The sequence below is a fragment of the Bacillus sp. 17RED48 genome, assembly GCF_019837545.1.
Classification (GTDB): Bacteria; Bacillota; Bacilli; order Bacillales; family Bacillaceae_G; genus Bacillus_A; species Bacillus_A wiedmannii.
In genome coordinates, this window is sequence record NZ_JADAXG010000004.1 from 207088 (window position 1) to 227992 (window position 20905).

Annotated in this window: 26 protein-coding genes; 7 read left to right on the forward strand and 19 right to left on the reverse strand. The window is 34.9% G+C overall.

Annotated elements, in window-relative coordinates; all coding sequences use genetic code 11:
- Positions 1 to 10: 10 nt before the first annotated feature.
- Positions 11 to 619, forward strand: a complete 609-nt coding sequence (locus ILT06_RS18130; RefSeq protein ID WP_088046813.1) for a hypothetical protein — start codon at positions 11 to 13, stop codon at positions 617 to 619.
- Here the strand turns inward: ILT06_RS18130 and ILT06_RS18135 are convergent.
- Positions 598 to 771 (reverse strand): hypothetical protein, encoded by a 174-nt coding sequence (locus ILT06_RS18135; RefSeq protein WP_154131299.1) that lies wholly within the window; start codon positions 769 to 771, stop codon positions 598 to 600. The genes ILT06_RS18130 and ILT06_RS18135 overlap by 22 nt on opposite strands.
- A 604-nt stretch (positions 772 to 1375) precedes the next feature.
- On the opposite strand from ILT06_RS18135, the gene ILT06_RS33100 reads away from it, so the two are divergent.
- Together ILT06_RS33100 and ILT06_RS18145 are read left to right on the forward strand one after the other, a co-directional pair.
- Positions 1376 to 1528, forward strand: coding sequence for a hypothetical protein (locus ILT06_RS33100; RefSeq protein ID WP_229135726.1), 153 nt, complete (start codon positions 1376 to 1378; stop codon positions 1526 to 1528).
- 23 nt (positions 1529 to 1551) lie between these two features.
- Positions 1552 to 1866 carry a thioredoxin family protein gene (locus tag ILT06_RS18145; protein WP_064477323.1) on the forward strand — a complete coding sequence of 105 codons (315 nt, stop codon included), beginning with the start codon at positions 1552 to 1554 and terminating at the stop codon, positions 1864 to 1866.
- Positions 1867 to 1932: 66 nt separating this feature from the next.
- Here the strand turns inward: ILT06_RS18145 and ILT06_RS18150 are convergent, their stop codons facing one another.
- Entirely contained in the window at positions 1933 to 2313 is a 381-nt protein-coding gene (locus ILT06_RS18150) for a YhfM domain-containing protein (RefSeq protein ID WP_088046811.1), read from the reverse strand.
- A gap of 211 nt (positions 2314 to 2524) precedes the next feature.
- Between ILT06_RS18150 and ILT06_RS18155 the strand changes: the two genes are divergently transcribed.
- Positions 2525 to 3406, forward strand: coding sequence for a cation diffusion facilitator family transporter (locus ILT06_RS18155; RefSeq protein WP_000380378.1), 882 nt, complete (start codon positions 2525 to 2527; stop codon positions 3404 to 3406).
- Here ILT06_RS18155 and ILT06_RS18160 read toward each other — a convergent pair.
- The 5 genes from ILT06_RS18160 to ILT06_RS18180 all read right to left on the reverse strand — a co-directional run bounded on the left by ILT06_RS18160 (position 3396) and on the right by ILT06_RS18180 (position 6139).
- Positions 3396 to 4031 (reverse strand): phosphatase PAP2 family protein, encoded by a 636-nt coding sequence (locus ILT06_RS18160; RefSeq protein ID WP_064477325.1) that lies wholly within the window; start codon positions 4029 to 4031, stop codon positions 3396 to 3398. The genes ILT06_RS18155 and ILT06_RS18160 overlap by 11 nt on opposite strands.
- A gap of 77 nt (positions 4032 to 4108) precedes the next feature.
- Positions 4109 to 4864, reverse strand: coding sequence for a sporulation protein (locus ILT06_RS18165; protein ID WP_064477326.1), 756 nt, complete (start codon positions 4862 to 4864; stop codon positions 4109 to 4111).
- Entirely contained in the window at positions 4846 to 5667 is an 822-nt protein-coding gene (locus tag ILT06_RS18170) for a serine/threonine protein kinase (RefSeq protein WP_222655345.1), read from the reverse strand. Before ILT06_RS18170 ends, ILT06_RS18165 begins: the two co-directional genes overlap by 19 nt.
- Positions 5667 to 5849, reverse strand: a complete 183-nt coding sequence (locus tag ILT06_RS18175; protein ID WP_000473373.1) for a hypothetical protein — start codon at positions 5847 to 5849, stop codon at positions 5667 to 5669. The genes ILT06_RS18170 and ILT06_RS18175 overlap by 1 nt, the downstream gene beginning before the upstream one ends.
- Positions 5850 to 5959: 110 nt before the next feature.
- The gene (locus tag ILT06_RS18180) at positions 5960 to 6139 is read right to left on the reverse strand and encodes a YozD family protein (protein ID WP_000658451.1); all 180 of its coding nucleotides are present in this window, start codon (positions 6137 to 6139) and stop codon (positions 5960 to 5962) included.
- A gap of 150 nt (positions 6140 to 6289) precedes the next feature.
- Between ILT06_RS18180 and ILT06_RS18185 the strand changes: the two genes are divergently transcribed.
- Positions 6290 to 6457, forward strand: a complete 168-nt coding sequence (locus ILT06_RS18185) for a DUF3930 family protein (protein WP_000456535.1) — start codon at positions 6290 to 6292, stop codon at positions 6455 to 6457.
- A 4-nt stretch (positions 6458 to 6461) separates the two neighbouring features.
- On the opposite strand, the gene ILT06_RS18190 is transcribed toward ILT06_RS18185, so the two are convergent.
- From ILT06_RS18190 to ILT06_RS18235, 10 genes are all read right to left on the reverse strand, one after another.
- Positions 6462 to 7124 (reverse strand): hypothetical protein, encoded by a 663-nt coding sequence (locus tag ILT06_RS18190; RefSeq protein ID WP_000101496.1) that lies wholly within the window; start codon positions 7122 to 7124, stop codon positions 6462 to 6464.
- Between the two features lie 189 nt (positions 7125 to 7313).
- Positions 7314 to 7529 (reverse strand): YozE family protein, encoded by a 216-nt coding sequence (locus tag ILT06_RS18195; protein WP_000750728.1) that lies wholly within the window; start codon positions 7527 to 7529, stop codon positions 7314 to 7316.
- A 72-nt stretch (positions 7530 to 7601) separates the two neighbouring features.
- Positions 7602 to 7874, reverse strand: a complete 273-nt coding sequence (locus ILT06_RS18200; protein ID WP_000995761.1) for a YokU family protein — start codon at positions 7872 to 7874, stop codon at positions 7602 to 7604.
- The gene (gene kamA / locus ILT06_RS18205) at positions 7871 to 9292 is read right to left on the reverse strand and encodes a lysine 2,3-aminomutase (protein WP_000902134.1); all 1422 of its coding nucleotides are present in this window, start codon (positions 9290 to 9292) and stop codon (positions 7871 to 7873) included. Before kamA ends, ILT06_RS18200 begins: the two co-directional genes overlap by 4 nt.
- A gap of 210 nt (positions 9293 to 9502) precedes the next feature.
- Positions 9503 to 10888: an arginine utilization transcriptional regulator RocR gene (gene rocR, locus ILT06_RS18210; protein WP_087980322.1), complete on the reverse strand. Its 1386-nt coding sequence runs from the start codon at positions 10886 to 10888 to the stop codon at positions 9503 to 9505.
- A gap of 99 nt (positions 10889 to 10987) precedes the next feature.
- A complete protein-coding gene (gene ablB, locus ILT06_RS18215; RefSeq protein ID WP_088046809.1) occupies positions 10988 to 11833 on the reverse strand; it encodes a putative beta-lysine N-acetyltransferase in 846 nt (281 codons plus the stop codon).
- Positions 11830 to 13098, reverse strand: a complete 1269-nt coding sequence (locus ILT06_RS18220) for a peptidase (protein WP_064477330.1) — start codon at positions 13096 to 13098, stop codon at positions 11830 to 11832. Before ILT06_RS18220 ends, ablB begins: the two co-directional genes overlap by 4 nt.
- 15 nt (positions 13099 to 13113) lie before the next feature.
- Positions 13114 to 13776 carry a CoA transferase subunit B gene (locus tag ILT06_RS18225; protein WP_064477331.1) on the reverse strand — a complete coding sequence of 221 codons (663 nt, stop codon included), beginning with the start codon at positions 13774 to 13776 and terminating at the stop codon, positions 13114 to 13116.
- Positions 13761 to 14459 (reverse strand): acetate CoA-transferase subunit alpha, encoded by a 699-nt coding sequence (atoD, locus tag ILT06_RS18230; RefSeq protein WP_000208097.1) that lies wholly within the window; start codon positions 14457 to 14459, stop codon positions 13761 to 13763. The genes ILT06_RS18225 and atoD overlap by 16 nt, the downstream gene beginning before the upstream one ends.
- On the reverse strand, positions 14456 to 15766 hold the full coding sequence (locus tag ILT06_RS18235; protein ID WP_001205889.1) for an aspartate aminotransferase family protein: 1311 nt from the start codon (positions 15764 to 15766) through the stop codon (positions 14456 to 14458). Before ILT06_RS18235 ends, atoD begins: the two co-directional genes overlap by 4 nt.
- Positions 15767 to 16770: 1004 nt before the next feature.
- Here ILT06_RS18235 and ILT06_RS18240 point away from each other — a divergent pair.
- Positions 16771 to 17520, forward strand: a complete 750-nt coding sequence (locus tag ILT06_RS18240) for a DUF4397 domain-containing protein (protein ID WP_064477332.1) — start codon at positions 16771 to 16773, stop codon at positions 17518 to 17520.
- A gap of 33 nt (positions 17521 to 17553) precedes the next feature.
- Here ILT06_RS18240 and ILT06_RS18245 read toward each other — a convergent pair whose 3' ends face one another.
- Complete coding sequence (locus tag ILT06_RS18245; RefSeq protein ID WP_081257457.1) at positions 17554 to 18687, reverse strand: BA2291 family sporulation histidine kinase; 1134 nt, start codon at positions 18685 to 18687, stop codon at positions 17554 to 17556.
- A 233-nt stretch (positions 18688 to 18920) separates the two neighbouring features.
- Here ILT06_RS18245 and ILT06_RS18250 point away from each other — a divergent pair, with 233 nt between their 5' ends.
- Positions 18921 to 19313, forward strand: coding sequence for a YueI family protein (locus ILT06_RS18250; RefSeq protein WP_064477333.1), 393 nt, complete (start codon positions 18921 to 18923; stop codon positions 19311 to 19313).
- Between the two features lie 120 nt (positions 19314 to 19433).
- On the opposite strand, the gene ILT06_RS18255 is transcribed toward ILT06_RS18250, so the two are convergent.
- Positions 19434 to 20858 (reverse strand): aldehyde dehydrogenase family protein, encoded by a 1425-nt coding sequence (locus tag ILT06_RS18255; RefSeq protein ID WP_064477334.1) that lies wholly within the window; start codon positions 20856 to 20858, stop codon positions 19434 to 19436.
- Positions 20859 to 20905: the final 47 nt, after the last annotated feature.

A 20905-nucleotide genomic window follows, 5' to 3' on the forward strand; every position in this document is an offset into this window, starting at 1 on the left:
GGGGTGTAACATGGAGGAAATTAAAGTGGGACTTACACAATTTTTAGACTTCACACTGAAAAGTAGTGCAGCTAAAACAAATTTTGTAAAGAATCTAAAATCTCAACCTGAATATCACCCGGTTTTTGATTACTGGAAACAATTACGAGAAACTGTTATTAAATTTCATAAAAACGAACTACCTTTTGAATGTTTTGAAACATTAGTACAAACTGTTGACCAGAAGAAAAAGCAAAACTACATTGATGTTATAAAGCAGTACAAAAAATTTATTAAAAACAAAGACGTCTCTTGGTTTGATCCAGGTAAATCGCATTGGTTATCAGATAATTTAATCGTCCGCTCATCACCTGAACTCGGTTTGCTCATAAATGATGAGCCGCATCTTATTAAACTATTTTTCAAAGGAAAGAAAGAGCGAATTGATAAATATAACATCAACTCAACACTGACATTATTAAATGAATCAACATTTTCAAATGAATATAACGATGTGAATTATACTGTCCTTAACATCCAAAAGAACAAAATGTATACGAATAACTCTATTAATAACGATCATTTAATAGCTCTTGAATCAGAAGCCCACCAGCTTTGTTATTTATGGAATAAGATATAAAGGGTATAGGTATCTCTTTCAATACCTTGTTCATGCGTAATTTGGGCACAATTTTCACAAATCCAATTCGTTTCGTTTAATTGAGGCTCACCTTCTTGTTTCTCACAGACAATGCAAGGTGGGCGTTTTTGTTTCTTCCCCCATTTCAACACCCTAATTCCCCCTGACTTCTTAACCGCTAAATAATTCCTAAGATCTTCTTATGATCCCTTTCACGTTCCACATCATGTTTTTTCTTTCACTCTATACATCCCCTCTTGTTAGTCACGCTTGTTTCACCCACATTACTTTATTTGGTTGTGATTATTACTGGAATTCTGATAACGCCGCCCTAATCTCTTCTCTCACAACTTCACGAATAAGTTCTTATAACGATCATATATGCATCCCCTACATCTTTTTTTGAATTTCCTGCTTGTTGATCATTACTCATAAAATTTATGAGTAATGATCAACCACCGTTTACCTTCTCTAAGTACCGGAAAGAGATTGCTTGTTTTATCCGATATTACATTTCAGTCGCTTCATAAACATCTCATAAAAATATGTGAGAGAAGAACGTTATAGCGATGGCTATCATGAATACAATTTGATTTACCCTACTTAAAATAGTAACCTTACAATTCATAAGTTTGACACAGCTCATGAAAAAGCTTATAAAGAAAAGTGAGGTTCCTAATATTCTTTTCTAGTATCTAAGGTATATATCCGCAGATCACAAGCGAACGTTTCGGACTTAACAGAGTAGGTATCACATTGGACAATTACTTCCATGTTGTACCAGGACTTCAAGAAACTGCGGTGGATCAATTTGCAAACGAATTATTCGGAAAGAAAACTCTAGTTAGAATTTCGTTAGAAGTTTTCGTTTCACAGCAAATACACCAACTAAACAACCAAAAATATTGATAGTGAAAAAGGAGAAACAAAACATGAAAGAAATCAAATCTGAACAGGAATTCAAAGATATCATCGCAAGTGAGGAACCAGTAGTTGTTAAGTTCTTTACGACATGGTGCCCAGATTGCGTGCGTATGGACAACTTTATCGGAGATGTAATGGAAGAGTTCAATAAGTTTGGATGGTATTCTATTAACAAAGATGAGTTTCCAAGTATCGCTGAAGAGTATCAAGTAATGGGTATTCCAAGTTTACTTGTATATCAAAATGGTGAGAAACTAGGCCACTTACACAGTGCTAACGCAAAAACTGAAGAGCAAGTTACTGAGTTTTTAGAAGCATACTAAGATTAAAACCCTCTGAAAAATAATTTCTAGAGGGTTTTAATCTTTTTTCACAATTATCTTTCGTAGTTATTTCGTCATTTCTTCAGAAGTGTAGTATACAGTTTCTTCATGACCAATGTACATAATTACACTCCTTTCCCCTTCATCTCCGAGGTATAAATGTATCCCCTTCGTATCACTATTTTCATATGTAATTAGTATATCGTATTGTGGTGTTTCGCCTCTTTTCTTTTGTTTTTTCATGCCATTAAACATATTATTAATTCCATTGATTATTTGTTTGTCTTCTATGTTTAGAAAATAATTTTCATTTAATCCACCGTAGCCATTAAAAGTAGATATGGATACTTTAGAAATATTATGTTCCTTCATATTTTCGATATTTGATGAATTACAACCAATCATTATAAGAACAATACATAGTAAGAACAATATTAGTTTTTTCATCCTCTTACCCTCCCTTTTTAATTGGAAATAAAACCCAATTAATTTCACACTCTAACTTTGCACTTTACAACATATTTTTCCTTCACGAAACTTTGTTATCCCCTTCTTAAAAACCTAAAAAACGTCAACAATGTTTGTATAGACCCACACGAGTTTTGTTTGGTACTCTATTTATAGAAAGAAATTCCTTGTAGAAAGGTGAGTGATTAAAATGGATACTCTTTCTCATAAAGAAGCTGATAAAGGTGCTATTGTTAGCATTATGGCCTACATATTTTTATCCTCTATGAAAATCATCATCAGTTATATTACCCTCTCTAGCGCATTACGTGCTGACGGTTTAAATAACTTAACGGATATCGGTGCTTCTTTAGCGATATTAATTGGTCTAAAAATCTCTCGTAAACCTCGTGATCCAGATCATCCTTATGGGCATTCGCGCGCAGAACAAATTGCATCACTCGTTGCTTCTTTTATTATGGCAACGGTCGGTTTAGAAGTTGTTATTAGTGCCATTCAATCTTTTTTTAATCCGAAACAAGCAGCGCCTAATGTACTTGCTGCATGGGTAGCCTTATTTTCTGCTGTCGTTATGTACTTTGTGTATTTGTATACGAAAAAGATTGCAGCACGAACAAAAAGTAAATCATTAGAAGCCGCTGCAAAGGATAATTTATCAGATGCTCTCGTAAGTATCGGTACAGTTGTAGGTATTGTCGGTTCGCAGTTCCAAATGCCTATTTTAGACCCTATTGCCGCTTTAATTGTCGGCCTTATTATTTGTAAAACTGCATGGGAGATTTTCGTAGAAGCTTCTCATATGTTAACGGATGGAATCGATCCAGATAAGATGGAAGAGTACGCTGGTGCTATTGAACATATTGGTGGGGTGGAAAACATCGTAGACATTCGCGCGCGTATGTACGGGAATCAAACGTACGTTGATATTACAATCGAGGTAGATGCTCGTATGGATGTTGGTGAAAGTCATTGTATTACTGACAACATCGAGGCTATGCTTCGGAAAAAGTTTGGCATTTACCATGCACACATTCATGTTGAACCAATGGAAAAAGAACCTATTATGACATAGGTTCTTTTTTAATGAACGCTTTATGAAATATAACACATAAAACGAGCCAGCTACCGCCAGCTGCCCATCCTGCTAATATGTCAGATGGATAGTGAACGCCAAGATATATTCGGCTAACTGAAATAGATAATACAACAAAGCTCGCTATAAAAATAATCAACAATTTTTTATGCAATGTAATACGTTCTTCTGTAATTGTGACGTATGCAATAAATCCTAAAAAAGCAGTAGCATTCATCGTATGACCGCTCGGAAAACTATATCCAGTTGCCGTAACAAGCTGCGTTACATCCGGTCTTGCTCGTTCGTACCATAGTTTAAGCATACTGTTTAAATAACGAGATCCATAATAATTAATTGTTAGAAGTAATGCGCTAAGCAACTTTTTTCTAACGAGAAAATACATTACAAGAATGATGAGTAACGGAAAATATATTCTTTTGGAACCGATAAAAGACATCCAAGTAAAGTAGGCTGTCAAGTAATCGTTTCGAAAGCTTTGAATAAAATGCGCGACTATATTGTCAAATTTCTCAATACAAGCGGTATGATACGAAAGTGATAATACGACAAAACAAATGAGTAGCGTAAAACTTAACAAGTATAAATGTCGATATCGTTTCACATACATAACCTCACTATGCAAAAAAATGGAGCGGTTGTTTTAGTTTTCCTCTCCATTTCTTTTTTATGCATAGTTTATTAAAAAATATAATTGTTAATTTTTTCTTGCATTGTTGGAATATCTTCATTCGTTACTGTAAAGCGAATCACTTTCTCGTCAAGATCAAGCGCCTCTGCAAATAAACCTGCTAATCCGCGAGATTTTCTGTCTACTTCCATAATAATTTCTAAGCGATCGTAAGCGCTTGGTAAGATTAATAATTCTAGTTCATCTAATTTCCCATAATACTCTCCGGAAACAGGAACAAACTCAAATTCTTGTGCAAACGGAACTTGCTTACGTAATCGATACGGTAATTCTTCACATTCTATATGACGCGCTTTAAAACCTAATTGATTTACACTCTCTAACACACTATTTAATAGTGCATTGGGCAACACTTGAATGTAATCACGATCACTTGGATCTATACTGCGTTTAATATCAAGACCTGTATGCACCCAAACTGTTTTCATTCCAAGTGTAAGCGGCGTTTCAACTGGCATTATAAATGAAAATGGAATTTCTTTTTTTTCATTTGGCTCAACAGAAAAAGGTTCTGTTAAACGAACTCGCTCTAAATCATATGTTGCTGTTACTTTTTTATCATCCACTTCTCGTACATACGACGTCGATAACGTTAAGTAAATGCTTTCAATTTGTTGGCTAACTGAACCACCAGTTATATGAACCTTCCCTAGTATCTCTTCTCCAACAATATACTCATCTTTTTCAAGAACTGTATCTACTTTTGCATTACCAATACCAACACTTGCTAAAAACTTTTGAAACATGGAACCTCCATCCTTTCTAAAGCAAAAGCTATATCTTTTTTTAAATCTTGTACATTCTCATAGTACGGCGTTTTTATTTGTAACATTCGCATAAGCATTTCACGGTTATAATTTTCCAAAGTTAATTCGTCATACCATGGTTTTTCATGTTTTTCATTAGATTCATAGCCTGCATATAATAAAAATAACGAGAAATGACCAAGCGCATAAAAATCGCTACGAAAGTGAACTTCTCGCATCAAAGCTTGTTCACCTTCATAAGCTGTAGCTCGTTCATCACCCTCACCCTTCAATTTAGCTAATCCAAAATCAATAATACTAATTTGGTTTTCTTTCATTAATATGTTTGGAATGCGTAAATCTCGGTGAATAATACCTTTACTATGAAACACCGATACAATTTCTAATATTTCATATAAAATTTTTAAAACTTCACGTTCTGTATATGCATGCCCATCTAAGAAAATATAATCTTCGAAATTTTTACCAGGTATATATTCCATCACGAAAAAGCTTTTTTTCTCCCATACGAAATGATCATATAAACTAGGAATTGCATGATGATTTAATGTTTGTAAAATCATTTTCTCTTGTTCAAATGATTTTCTACCAGACTCATACCTTTGTTTACTTTGTCTTAATTGTTTTAAGACTTTATTTCTATTTATTTGTAAATCATTAACGACATATGTAACCCCATAACTGCCCATTCCAATTACTGATTCAATTTTATAACGTTCTGCAACGATTGTATTTTTTCGCAGTGGTCTATCAAATAAAGCTAGTATACGACGCCATTTCATCAGCTACTTGAAAAGAAGCTACGGCTTTTACGTTTTCTTTTATAATGCTGATGCCCATAACCAGATGAACGTCGTTTATAATCGCTACTTGAATAAGAGCGACCTCTATGGCGATAATCACTACTAGAATACGAACGATTTTTTTTCCTACCTAATAAAGAATCAATAATTTTTTTGAACATCCCTTCACCTCTTGAGTAAAATTTTCTTTTAATTATACCAATAATTTCCGACTATAGTTGTGACAAGTTTGTAAAGAGTAAAAAACGACGAGTTAAGCCCGCCGTTACTTTCACTCATCCTCTTCATCAAAAACTTCATCAATCATACATTTCTCTAATAAATACTCGAATGTAATATCTGCGAGATCTTCAATTTCTTCTCGTTTTGGGACGTATCCTCTTTCAATTAGTTGCTCATAAAAAAACTCCGCAATCTCTTCCGTATCAATTACGACCTCAATTTCCTTCATGAGCATCACTCCTTTATTTCTGTTTTATGAAAAAATCTCAAAATTATGTATATGAGATTAGAAAAATAGTTTTTCTTTTTTTATAGGTCATATCCTTTGGACGAGATACATACGATGGTAGTACAAGCTATCAAAAAGGGGGATTTAATTATGGAGTACCAATATGAGGTAGAACAAGAAGTAGGGCAAACAAAAGAAGAGTTCATGCATGAAGATCAATGGGCAGACTCTCTTATTAAATGGCTTTTTATTTTTTTAATAATTGTAGGCATACCTTATACTGCATATGTTGTTGTTCAATTCATTCTCTCTTTCTAGTTAACTATTTTTTCTCTGTCAATTTAACTAAATAATTATGAACAACATCCATAACAATTTTGTATTCTTCATCTTTAAATGTATCGAATAACAATTGATAATCGTTATAAATATCAAGTAATCCATCAATGATTTCTTGACGATTTGTCTTAACACTCACTTTTTTTGAGTTGTTAATTGACTTTAATTTTCCTAAATCTAATTTATTCATACCAGCTTTATCTTGTTTCATTTTCTTCAAAATTGCATTTGCCGTTTGAGCATTAGCAAGTAACGTTAAATCTGATTCATCCGCTTCTAACCATTCACCATCCGTAATTCGTGACAATTCGTATATAGTATCTTCCCATGCGTCATTTTTATATCTCCATACTTCTGTACGAAAACCAACAATACGAAACACATCTTTATCATATCCTGTTACTTGCACGAGATCACCAAATGTGAAATTATAGTTTAATTCAATCCACTCAGTTTCACCTTTTTTCATATCTTGCTCTGAAACGTGCTGCAACGTTTGCTCTACGTAAAACCCATCGTGATTATTGACTTCGTAAACGTAAACTCCATCTAAAACCTTCATATTTGTGATTTTACCAACGGTTCCATATAGCGTAATCACGACTATGTCCCCTACGTTATATTTAGGTTGCTTTTTTCTTGCCATCTATATCTCTCCTTTTTTTGACGTCGTGATTTTGATAACAGTATATGCAACCTACATAAAAACGCTTATCACAGAAGCGTATATTCATAAATTTTTTCAATAAAAAATATCACTGTATAAAAAAAATTATTTACAACGTAAAAAAGCTAGCAAATAGACTAGCTTCACGTCAAAAATTTCATATAGTTCTTATCTCTCTTGTATGTATAAATCCCAAGCTTCATCAAATATAGACATACTTTCTAGCAATCCACTTAACTCTAAGTATGAACTAATTTCATCATAATCTTCAGATTGCTTTGGAAAGCTTAAATCATCATACATTGCTTCTGCTAAATTCGATACTTCATTACTAAATAAAGCTGCACGATGCTTCATCATATAGTGGTAAAATGTCTTTTTCAAAAATATTCCCTGCCTTTCTAACTTGGATACATTATACAAGGCAAAAAAGAAAAAAACCAGCATAAAAGCTGGTTAAAAGTCGAAATAATTTCTTTTTAATAGACGTGGTCTTCCCATTAATTCTTCATATGTTAGTTGTTTTGGTAAATCTTTCGTATAAATTAGAAACAATTGATCTTCTATTTCTTTCACTGTTTGATCTGCTTGATAGTCCATACCACATGAGGAACAAGAAATGCATGGTGTCTCTTGGATTTCAATGGCTTTCGTACCATCTGGTAATTCCCAATATACAGTATTCAAGCTTTCTTTCGCTTCTGTACTGTCACACCACATACAATTCATACTGCATCACCCTCATTTTTTTTGTCGTTTTCTTCTAATTTAGCCATTTGCGATTGATACTTTTTATCTTTAAGTTGATCACGCTTATCACGTTTATCTTTTAGTGATGCATGAGTGTCATTATCTTCATAGTCTTTACGACGGCTCATACGCTGTAAGTCGTCTGGAACAAGGTTAAATTTCTTATCACTCATAAGACCTGCAATACCAACATCTGAACGTTTTTCTTCGTAGTTTGGATAGATTTCTTTAAAGTACCCTTCTGCTCTTCCTGGGATATAACTCTCTGGCTCTGGATACGTTGTAATAACACCTTCAAAGTTACGAAGTACAACTTTATCTGCACTTTGCGAAATTAAATAGTTTGGTTGAAGCGCAATTTTCCCGCCGCCTCCTGGTGCATCTACAACGAATGTTGGAACCGCATAACCAGATGTATGACCGCGTAAACCTTCAATAATTTCAAGACCTTTAGATACTGGTGCACGGAAATGACCAATACCTTCAGATAAGTCACATTGATAAATATAGTATGGACGTACACGGATTTTTACTAAGTCATGCATAAGTTTTTTCATAATTGGAACGCTGTCGTTAATACCAGCTAAAATTACTGCTTGGTTTCCAACTGGAACACCAGCATTCGCTAGCATTTCACATGCTTTTTTCGATTCCTCTGTAATTTCAATAGAAGTATTGAAATGTGTATTTAACCATACTGGATGGTATTTTTTAATAATATTACATAAGTTTTCTGTAATACGCTGCGGGAATACTACCGGCGCTCTCGTTCCGATACGAATAATCTCGACATGCGGAATCTCTCGTAAATTTTTTAATACATATTCTAAAATTTTATCGTTAATAAGAAGACCGTCACCACCAGAAATTAATACATCTCGTACTTGTGGTGTATCACGAATGTAACCAATTGCATCATCTAATTGTTTCTTCGGCACACCCATTCCAATTTGTCCACTAAAACGACGTCGTGTACAGTAACGACAATACATAGAACATTGATTCGTTACTAAGAACAATACGCGGTCTGGATAACGATGTGTTAGCCCTGGAACTGGTGAATCTTCATCTTCATGAAGCGGATCTTCTAAATCATATTTTGTTTTATATAACTCTTCCGAGATCGGTACAGATTGCATCCGAATCGGACAGCGTGGGTCATCAGGATTCATTAGCCAAGCATAGTACGGTGTAATATTTAACGGGATCGTTTTTGTTGAAATTTTAACGCCTTCTTCTTCTTCAGGTATTAAATTAATCACTTTCTTTAAGTCATCCAAAGTTTTGATCGTATTCGTTAATTGCCAAACCCAGTCATTCCATTGCTCTTCAGTAACATCCTTCCACAACTCGATATCCTTCCAGTGACGATTTGGTTTGTATACATCATGTAACATTGCTATTCCCCCTTTTTATACGCTCATCCTTTATATAAGCAATAGTTATGCCAACTTTACATTATTGATAAGTAAATGTATGGAGAACGCTATTACATAAACAAAAAAATATTTGTAAGCACTGTATGAAATCCATACATACTATCATATTCATTACTTTTTATATATGTAAACACGCTTTTATTGGTGCAAACACACAAAAACCGCCAATTATTCGGCGGTTTTGTCGTACTTACTCAATTTATATTGAAGCGTTTGGCGAGGGATACCTAACATTTTTGCAGCTTGTAATATATTCCCTTCCGTTTCAATTAACGCTTGATCTATTAATTCCTTTTCCGTTTGATGAAGTGCTTCTCTAAGTGGCAATATGCTCTTCTTCTTTGGCAGATCCTCTTTCCGAAATGTACGCGGTAAACAATTGGCTGTTAGTGTATCCCCTTCTGCAATAATGACAGCATGTTCGATCGTATGTTTTAGTTCACGAACATTGCCAGGCCATTGATAAGCTTGTAGTCTTTCTTTCGCTTCCTTATCCATTTGAAGTACACCTTTTTTATAACTTTTATTATATTCGTTCAAAAAATAAGACGCTAATAATAATACATCCTCAGTTCTTTCACGTAGCGGCGGAATATATAATGAAAAGACATTTAATCGATAATATAAATCCGTACGAATTTTATTCTCTCTTAAACATACTTCTGGTGGCTGATTCATTGCGGTAATAACGCGAACATCTACTTTTCTCGTCTTATTATCACCAATTCGACGAATTACACCATCTTCTAACACACGTAGCATTTTCGCTTGTAAATCGAGAGGCATTGAATTCAGTTCGTCTAAAAACAATGTCCCACCATCTACAAGTTCAAATAACCCCGCTCGTTCAATTGCCCCGGTATAGCTACCTTTTGTCGTTCCGAACAATAAACTTTCTAATAGCGACTCTGGCAAAGCTGCGCAGTTTTGTGCAATAAATGGCTTGTTCTTCCGTTTAGAATCTTCATGAATCGCTTGTACAAATAACTCTTTCCCTGTTCCTGTTTCCCCATATATTAAAACATTTGCATCAGTTGGCGCTACTTTTTGTGCTAATTCTTTCGTCTGTTTAAATCGAGCATCATCCGTCACGATCGTCTCAAATGCAACATGCTTTTTAATTGCTTTTTTTCTAGATGACCGCTTTATTTTTGACTGCAAATCTACAATTGTATCCGTAAGTTTTTGAACTGTAGAATAGTCCTTTGCAATTTCAACAGCTCCAGCAATATTTCCATCTATAAAAATAGGTAACGTCGTATTTACTGTACAAATGTCTTCCCCATTTAAATTTTGATAATGCTGAACTTGATGAACGATTGGTTTTTTTGTATCTAACACTTTCATTAACGTACTTGTTTCCCTAGATAAAGAAGGAAACGCTTCTAACAAATGTTTTCCTAACACTTTTTCAATTTTTGATCCATCGTGTTTTGCAGCTACAGTATTATAAAAAATTGTAATACCATTTTCATCTACTGCGTGTATAGCCTCATCAATACTGCCCAAAATCGCTTCAATGACTTCTTGTGTCGAAACTGCTAGCAATGTCATCCCCCCTTTTGCCGAAAATCCAGCAATAACATGCCGAATTTCTGGCATACCTATATGCGATTATAAGCATGACGATTCCGTTCTATTTTTTATACCGTACTATTTAGACAAATCTTTCACCCATATATTCATATCTTCCAGCTTATCGAAAATGTAGCAATTGTTCGCCAGTCTTCCTGTATACGTATAACCTAACTGATGAAAAGCCGCATTCATTCCGAAAGAAAGCGATCGAGCAATTGTATAGGAGCAGAAAATCGATTTTTCTTGCAGTTCTTCTTCTAACTTAATTAGTAAACTTTTCATAAACCCATGTTTACGATATTCGGGTAAAGTAGCACAATTCGTTAATTCTGCATTTCCTTCTTTTATATTCATTTCTGCAGAGGCTGTACTAATTATTTTCCCCTCAAATTCATACACATAGTATATTGTATCGTCTTCTTTCATCGTTTGTTTTACATAACTCGCTTCGTTTAAAGGCGTCGGATAAACTTCAAATACTTCTCCAAAGACAGCTGCTAATTCTTCCGCATCCTCTTCTGTCGCTTTTCTTAATAAAAATTTCTCTGGGACTATTTTTTCCTTTACTTCTTTTGCTTTAACACCGCTTAAAATGGTATCTTCCTCAGCCCAATGAATACTATTTCGCCTTTCATCATTAATAAATTTCACGAAGAAGTATACATCGTGACCTTGAAAATAATGCGGTATTGTTGCTTCCAATAAAAAACCGAAAGAGAGCCATGTAGAAACATGCTCTCCCTTTCCTTTAATAATACATTTAGTGAAAGAATGCTTCTCTGCTAATTCGTCAATTGTTTGGATAATCCTCTCAATATTTCCTGTATAGTGGTCTACTCGAATACGTTTATTAAAATAGTCTAAAACGCCTTCTACTGTATAGCCATTCGTCTGTTCTCTAAAAGATTCATAGTATTTCATTTTTTCACCTCACACCAATCTAGTAATGTACATGCAATAATTTTTGCGGCAGCTATCATTTTATCAACTTCTATATATTCGTTTGGATAATGTGCTACTTTCGTCTCTCCTGGACCAAATACTATCGTTGGTACGTTAGCGATTTGTGTAAATAAACCTCCATCAGTCCCCCACGGAGATGCTTCAATAATTGGTTTGTTCCCTTCGATTTCAACAAAGTTATGCTCTAGTGTCGTAATTAACTCATGATTTTCTTCTAGTTCACCAGGAACCCACCTCGCTCCAAACCACTCTACTTCTACAGGATTTTCAACAAACCAATTGTCCACATCATTTAATTCAGCGATCCAATTCTCAAACTCTTCTTTTGCTGCCTCTATAGTCTCATTCGGCGCAATACCACATCTTCCTTCTAAATTTAACGAATCAGGAACAGAACTTGGCCAGCTCCCACCTTCAATTTTCCCAATATTAATTGGAATTGGAATCGGGATTCCTTTAAATAACGGGTCTGTAATTCGGTCATTTCTCTTAACTTCCAATTTTCTCAAATGATCTACAACAAACATACTTTTTTCAATTGCACTTACTCCTTCATAACGCGTTCCACCGTGTGCTGCTTTGCCTTTCACATGTAGACGAAACCACATGGACCCTTGTTGTTTCGGGAAAAACTTCATATTTGTCGGTTCTGGAATAATAACACCATCTGCTTTATATCCTCGTAATATAGTCGCTAATGTTCCTGCCCCGCCGCTTTCTTCTTCAATTACACTTTGAAAATAAATATCTCCTTTTAATTCAATACCAGATTCAATAATGGCTTCCATCGCAAGCATCAGTGCGACATTGCCGCCTTTCATATCCGTTGTTCCACGACCATATATACGATTCCCTATTTGCTCACCACTATAAGGGTGATGGTCCCACTGATTCACATCTCCTTCTGGTACGACATCAATATGTCCATTTAATATCATAGATTTCCCGTCGCCACTTCCTTTTAAAGTTGCCACTATGTTCGGGCTATCCGAAAAACTTGTACGCGGTGATACAAAATAAGGATGATCTTTCATTTTAGAAAATGAAGGTTCCCAAATATCAAGATCTAAACCTAGCTCACGTAATTTTTCAATTACAATTGCCTGTGCACCACTTTCATCACCAGATACGCTTTTTTCTTGAATTAATCGTTTTAAAAATTTTACGCTTTCCTCTTCATGACTCTCGATATAATCACAAATTTTCTTTTTTAATTGCTCCATATATTACATCTCCCCTCATTCGATTACTAGTAAGTTAGAGCCAATTTTAAAATCAGCTTCTGTATGTTGTTTTATATCTTCCACTGTGTATGGACTCATTAATTCTTGTAAAACGAGTCCATCCTGCGTCACTTCCATAACTGCCATATCCGTAATAATTAAATCTACACATTTCTTTGAAGTTAATGGTAATGTACACTCCGAAACAATTTTTGCATTTCCGTATTTATCGACATGATTCATCACAACAACGACCCGCTTCGCTTTTTGTGCCAAATCCATCGCTCCCCCAATACCTGGAACGCGTTTTCCTGGTACAATCCAGTTCGCTAAATCACCATTCTCACTTACTTGTAATGAACCAAGAATCGTTATGTCTAATAAACCTTTTCGAATCATCCCAAACGCTGTGCAACTATCAAAATAACTCGCTCCTGTAATAAGAGAAGTCGGTAAACCTGCTGCATTACATAAATTTTCGTCTTCATTCCCTTTTCTTGGCGTAGGTCCCATACCTACAATTCCATTTTCCGCATGAAACATAACGTTTATATCGTCAGAAAGATGATTCGGTACAAGCGATGGTATACCAATACCTAAATTTACAATCATACCATTTTGTATTTCTTTTGCCGCGCGCCTAGCAATCTTATCTCTCACTTCTACGCCCATACCCATTTCCAATTCACTCCTTCCGACGGTACGATATAATTTACAAATACTCCTGGGACAACAATTTCTTCTGGATCTAAACTTCCAAGTGGAACGATTTCTTCTGCTTCTACAATTGTTATATCCCCTGCCATAGCAACGTGAGGATTCATATTTCGAGCACTTTTATCAAACACAAGATTACCAAACGGATCCGCTTTTTTTGCATATACAATTGCAACCTCAGCAGTTAATGCTGTTTCAACTAAATATGTCTTGCCATTCATTTCAACTGTACGTTTTCCCTCTTCTACAATCGTATCAACACCTACATCAACTAATACACCTCCAAGTCCTACACCACCAGCGCGAATACGCTCTGCTAATGTTCCTTGAGGAGAAAACTCGATTTGTAACCTTCCTTCGTTGAGCTGTCTTCCTGCATTTGGATTTGAACCAATATGTGAAGTAATTAATGATTTTACTCTTTCATTCGTAACAAGACGACCGATTCCTACATCAGGAAATCCCGTGTCATTTCCTATTAAATTTAAATTTGTAACTCCTTTTTCTAAAATCGCCTGTATTAAAGATGGGGGAGATCCGATCCCCCCAAATCCTCCAAACATTAATGTCATATCATCGTGGAACAAAGAAATTACTTCCTCTATCTCTTTTAATTTATCGAATGTATTCGTAATAGTTGTCATGCGATACTATGCCCTCCTTTTTGCATCATTTCTTCTACACTTTTTGCAAAAATCGAAAGTAATTCATCTAACTCGGAATATGTAGTTGTCATCGGCGGTGCTACAAGCAGTGCACTATCTTCTTTTCCTGCTTGCCCTGAAACAGCTTGGTATAAAAGAAGACCATTTTTAGCTGCAACCGAAATAAGTTCCGACGCTTTTGTAAACGGTTGCAATTCTACTCCAATCAGCAACCCTTTTCCGCGCACATCAGCAATGATTGTCGATTGTTGCTGAACTTTCTGTAGTCCTTTTATTAAATACTCTCCCTTTTCTGCTGTTTTTTCAGGTAGATTATGTTTCTCCATATATTCAATAACAGCTAGAGCTGTTGCTGCAGATAATGGATTTGCACTTAACGTATGCCCACTCATTACAGAACGCGATCCACGTAAAATTGGCTCCATAACACGGTCACTTACAATCGTCGCTGCCATCGGTGTATATCCAGCTCCTAAACCTTTACCAAGAGTCATAATATCCGGTTCTACCCCCCAATGCTCCATCGCAAACCATGCGCCAGTACGACCAAGCCCTGTCATTACTTCATCAGCAATAAATAAAATATCGTAATGACTACAAATATCTTTAATGACTTTATAATATTCTTTCGGCGGAACGACTGCGCCTCCAGCTGCTCCGATAATCGGTTCAGCGATAAAAGCTGCGATATGTTCTGCACCAATTCTTTCAATTGATCTTTCTAGTTCAGTCGCGCAAGCAAGCTGACAAGTTGGATATACCTTTTGCACTGGACATCTAAAACAATATGGAGCTGGAATAGTTGGATAATCTTCTAAAATTGACACGAAACGTTGTCTGCGCAGTGGATGCCCAGACATTGATAAGGCTCCCATCGTAATACCGTGATAACTCATCCATCGTGACAAAATTTTATGCTTCCCTTGAATACCTCGCTCTTGAAAATGCTGGATTGCAATTTTCATAGCTGTTTCATTTGCTTCCGTACCACTATTCACAAAAAAGCTCCAGTTCAAATCTCCTACACTTAAATCGCTTAATTTCTTCGCTAATTTTTCAGCTGGTTCACTCGTAAACTGTGATCTATAAACGAAAGCAATCTCCTCTGCTTGCTTTTTTATAACATCTGCAATCTCCTTTACGCCATGCCCAATACCTGCCGTAATTGCCCCTGACGAGCCATCAAAATATTTATTTCCGTTTTGATCATACAAATACACACCTTTTCCATGTGAAATCATTGGATACGGCTGACCAACAAGTGGTTTAATTAAGTAATCGCGCATAGCGCTCCCCCATTTCTCCAATTTGTATATATATATGAAGAAAATTGACGTTTCTTTCATAAAAAAGAACCCTCTGCGAAAGCAGTGATTTTATCAAAAAACTATTATAAAATATACAAATGAGTGCTAAATATTAATTCGAAAAACAGAAAATTCAGAACTTAAAAACGAAGACCAACCCTTATCTATACGCTCAAATAACCCTCCTTTATATAAAATAAACGCTTCACTACATACTTTCTCAACATAATATCAGCTGCCCTCAATTGCCGACATTGTGTAAACTTCGACGAAACTCCCTTTAAACTCCTTCCTATTCTCCTACTTTATATTGCATATTTTCAAACAAATATCGACAATTAATCCCACTAAATGCATAGCAATTATTTTTATAGAAACCAATATTTCACATACATTCTCCTCCGTTTTATACAATAAAAAAAGAACCGATTAACCACATTAATCAGTTCGGCACGACGCTCTTTTATCGGTTAATACTGCCACTTGCTAACGTAAATAGAAAAAATAATGTTACAAATTCAAAATTCATCCTACATCCTAAAGCACAAAATCGTCCATAACGCCATTCATAATTCCTTTTGGGATATCCCCATCCCAATATTTCATTCCTTTCCTTATATTTGAACTACCTTTCCTTTATAATTTATGTAGGACAATTATCACTTTGTATGTGTATTTGCCCATTATTAAAAAAATCCCTAGTTTCCTAAGGATTTTTGGACATGTTTTCGATATGTTACTTCATACGCTCTTAAGGTTTTTTATTTCGAAATATACATTGTAATCGGTACATCATCACCCAACATAGATGATATATTGCTGTTTACTCTAGAAAATTATAAGGCACTTTCACCTAAAATACACTTATCCATAAGCAATACTCTTTATTAATTTTTAACTTTTCTCCTTCAAAAAACAATTTTCTCGCATAACTTCTTTCTTGTTAAGCATATAGTTTTAATGATGACAAAGGAGGAATGTTCATGTCTCAATCTGAAATTGAAAAATATGGACAAGAAGCTGCACGTTACGAACAGCTCGCTCGTTACTATCAATTTAATAATCCGAAAAAATATGTAGAACTATATATGAAATATTACGATGCGCTTACGAAACTTGTACAGGCGTATGAAAAAAGAGATTCACAAGAAGCTGCTTTACCGTCACACATACGTTTTTTTCACTCTGCTTCAAATACACCTGCGGTTGACATTTTAGTAAACGGGCAAAAGGTTATTAAAAATATTTCTTTCAAACAATTTAGTCCCTATTTAACATTAGTGCAAGGTAAATACCGTATAGATATTGTCCCAGTTGGAAATGAAACTCCCATCTTTTCAGCTTTAGTACCAATAATGGGGAATCACACTTATACTTTTGCTGCAATAAATAGTGACAATCATCTACAATTACAACCTATGCTTGATAATACACATTTACCAGCTGGTCAAGCAAAAATGCGTTTTGCACATTTTTCTCCAGATACCCCTGTTGTAAATGTAGATTTAAAAGGTGGAGATCATTTATTTGAAAATGTACTCTTTAAACAAATAACAGATTTTTTAGAAGTTAGTCCTGGTACAGCAGATATTGAAGTTTCACTCGCCGATAATCCCAGCGTCTTACTAACTATACCGAATTTCAAAGTCGAACCGAACATCATATATACAATTTCACTTTTAGGTTATTCAGCGAAAGATCCTAAATTAGAAGCCGTTATACTTACAAATTAAAACAGTCTACACCATTCATTTGGTGTAGACTGTTTATTTTTGAAATACAATTTGAAATTCTGTCCATTCGTTATCTGAACGGCACATGATGGACCCATTATGTTTTTCTACAATTTGTTTACATACAAATAATCCAATACCAGTTCCTAACTTTTTAGTAGTTACAAATGGTTCAAAAATCGTTTCTACACTTTCAGCTGGAATCATTGGCCCATTATTTTTTATCACAATTCGAATCGATTGATCTTCTTCAAATACATCAATGATAATTTTCCGTTCTTCTTTCATTGATTCTAGAGCGTCAATTGAGTTCATTAATATATTTAAAAATACTTGTCTCACTTCACTCCGATAGCCAACAAGTGGAATTTGATACGGTAAATTCTTTTCAATCGAAACATTTGCATTGACCAAACTCGGATATAAGAACTGTATAATATCTTGAAACAAATCGTTAAGCCAAAATCGTTCTGATTCATTCCACATTTCTTTTTTCGATACGAGTAAAAATTGCGAAATACGAAAATTTAACTGGTCTAATTCATGCGAAATAATATCTAAATACGATAAACTTGGATGATCTGCTTTTAATAATTTAACAAATCCCATAATTGAAGTGAGTGGGTTACGGAATTCATGTACAAAACTTGCTGACATTTGCCCTAAAATCGTCAGCCTTTCTTTATGTGTTTCGTTAATATATTGCTGTTTTTCCTCTAAATTTTTTGATATAATTTCCGAGTATTTTAAAACAGTATAATAAATTAATTTATCAAAACAAGTATGTATTTGGGCCATAATCGGTTTCAATTCACGTGCGCTAACATCTAATTCACACATCGCTTCGAAAAGTTCATTTCTTCCCACATTTGCATTATAAACAAAATCTCCAATATTCGCATCTGCCCCTGCACGTTCAATAGCAATTTTCTCGCATAATGGCTGAAGATAATCTATATCTTTTTCTTCCATAGTAAGTTCGATAATTAACTCTAATAAATCCTCTCCATTTTGAACTGCTTCTAGTTTATATGGATCTTTATCGGAAATTATCATTTTGTTTTTCCAGTTCTCAACGAATTGGTGCCTGTTGTTTTTCAAGTGCGAACAAAATACTTCTTTAATATCCTTATCGATTGGAAAAACCCCCATTCCCTCCATTTCCATGCGACGAATACCCTTTATATTTTGAATATTAACACAAAAAATGCGATTCGTTAATAGATTATTGTCACATTTTGTTAATATGTGTTGATAAAATTTTTAATGTCTTTATTAAAAGTTTAAATTGATACATTCCATTTTCCTTCCTTTCATTCAAATTTTTTTACATTCGATGCGACTTTTTTTGCATCCTGCTTCATTCTTTCGTACAATAGAAAATGAAAGGTGTGAAAAATATGGTAAATAAAAATGTGGAAGATTATCTCCAAGAAGGCATTTACGGCCAAAAGCAGAACAAACCAGAAGAACGTAATATGTATTTAACTACATTACGTGAGCGTGTAGAAATCGCTTTAACTATCGGTCAAGTAATGCAAAGTAATGTATATTCTGAAGTAGCTAGTAGCATGCGCTCTTCTCAATCATTACAAATATTCCTAAATGGTGGCATTGCTTACCCACATTTATCAAAATACATTAAATTAGCAAATGAAAAAAATGTTCCTTTTACAATTGTTCAAAATAAAGGCATAGAAACACCAATCGGTTTAGTATTATCTCATAGCACCGCTATTGACAAAGAACAAATTTATGTAGAAGATGCTATTTTCAAACAAGAAATGAAATAAAAGGTACACTTGATTAAATGAAATCGTTCTGAAAAACGTAAAACAAACAATAAAAAACGAGTATGGAATCGTAAACATTTCCTTCTCGTTTTTTATTGTTTTGTTTAAGCTTAATCTACTTTATTTTTTAATACACACTAATTTCATTTCTGTCATTTCTTCTATTGCATATTTAATTCCTTCACGCCCCGTACCGCTTTCTTTCACACCACCGTAAGGCATATGATCTACCCTAAACGTTGGAATATCATTTATCATGACACCACCAACTTCAAGCTCATCAATTGCACGCATTGCTTTAAACAAATTATTTGTAAACACACCTGCTTGTAGGCCGTAACGTGAATGATTTACTTGCTCTATCGCTTCATCAAATTCTTTAAATGTATTTACTGTCATGAGTGGACCAAATACTTCTTGGCACTGAACAGATACATACTCTGGAACATTTGTTAATACAGTTGGTTCAAAAATCCTTGCATCACGTTTCTTACCACCGTATAAAACAGCTGCCCCTTCCTTAATAGCTTCTTGCACCCACATTTCTATTCGCTCTACATCTTTTTTCGAAATTAAAGCCGATACATCCGTTTCTTCCAGCAATGGATCCCCAACAACAACTGTTTCCATCGCTTTCTTTAGCTTTGAAAGAAATTCATCCATTCTCTTTTCATGTACAAAAACACGTTGTACCGAAATACAAACTTGTCCATTGTTTACAAATGCTCCCCATTTTACACGTTCAATTAATTCATCTGCTAATTCTACATCTTCATCAATAATTACAGCAGCATTTGATCCTAGTTCCAATGTAACTCGCTTTAACCCAGCCTTTGCCTTAATTCCAATTCCAACTTTCGGACTTCCCGTAAAAGTAATGGAAGCAACATCATCATTTGTAACTATCGCCTCACCTACAGTTGAACCGGGACCAGAAATAATATTTAAAGCTCCTTTTGGCAATCCTGCCTCTTCAAATAATTCAACTAATGCGTAAGACGATAATGGCGTTTGATCAGCTGGTTTTAACACAACTGTGTTTCCGGCAGCAATTGCAGGGCCGACTTTATGCGCCACTAAATTTAATGGGAAATTAAATGGTGTAATAGCTCCTATAACCCCAATCGGTTTACGTATTGTGTATGCAATACGCCCATCTGCACCAGGTGCTGCATCAAGTGGCAGTGTCTCACCGTATATACGCTTCGCTTCTTCCGCTGCAAATTTGTATGTCTGAACGGTACGATCTACTTCTCCCCTCGCAGCACGAATTGGTTTTGCAGCCTCTTTTGCAATAATCTCTGCAAATTCTTCTCTTCTTTCATCCATTTTTTGTGCAACCTTCTCTAAAATAGTCGCACGATCATATGCAGATAATGTATTCATTTTTTTCATTGCATTTTTTGCAGCAGTAACAGCCTCTTGTACATCTTCTTCCGTTCCTTGTGCAATTTCCGCTAACGTTTCTTCAGAATATGGTGCGTATAATGGTTTATAAGTGTTTACAGGCTTCCAATCTCCATTTATATATAAATGCTTTTTCATAATTCTTCCCCTTCCAAATATATGTTTACAACAATATTTCACCTAGT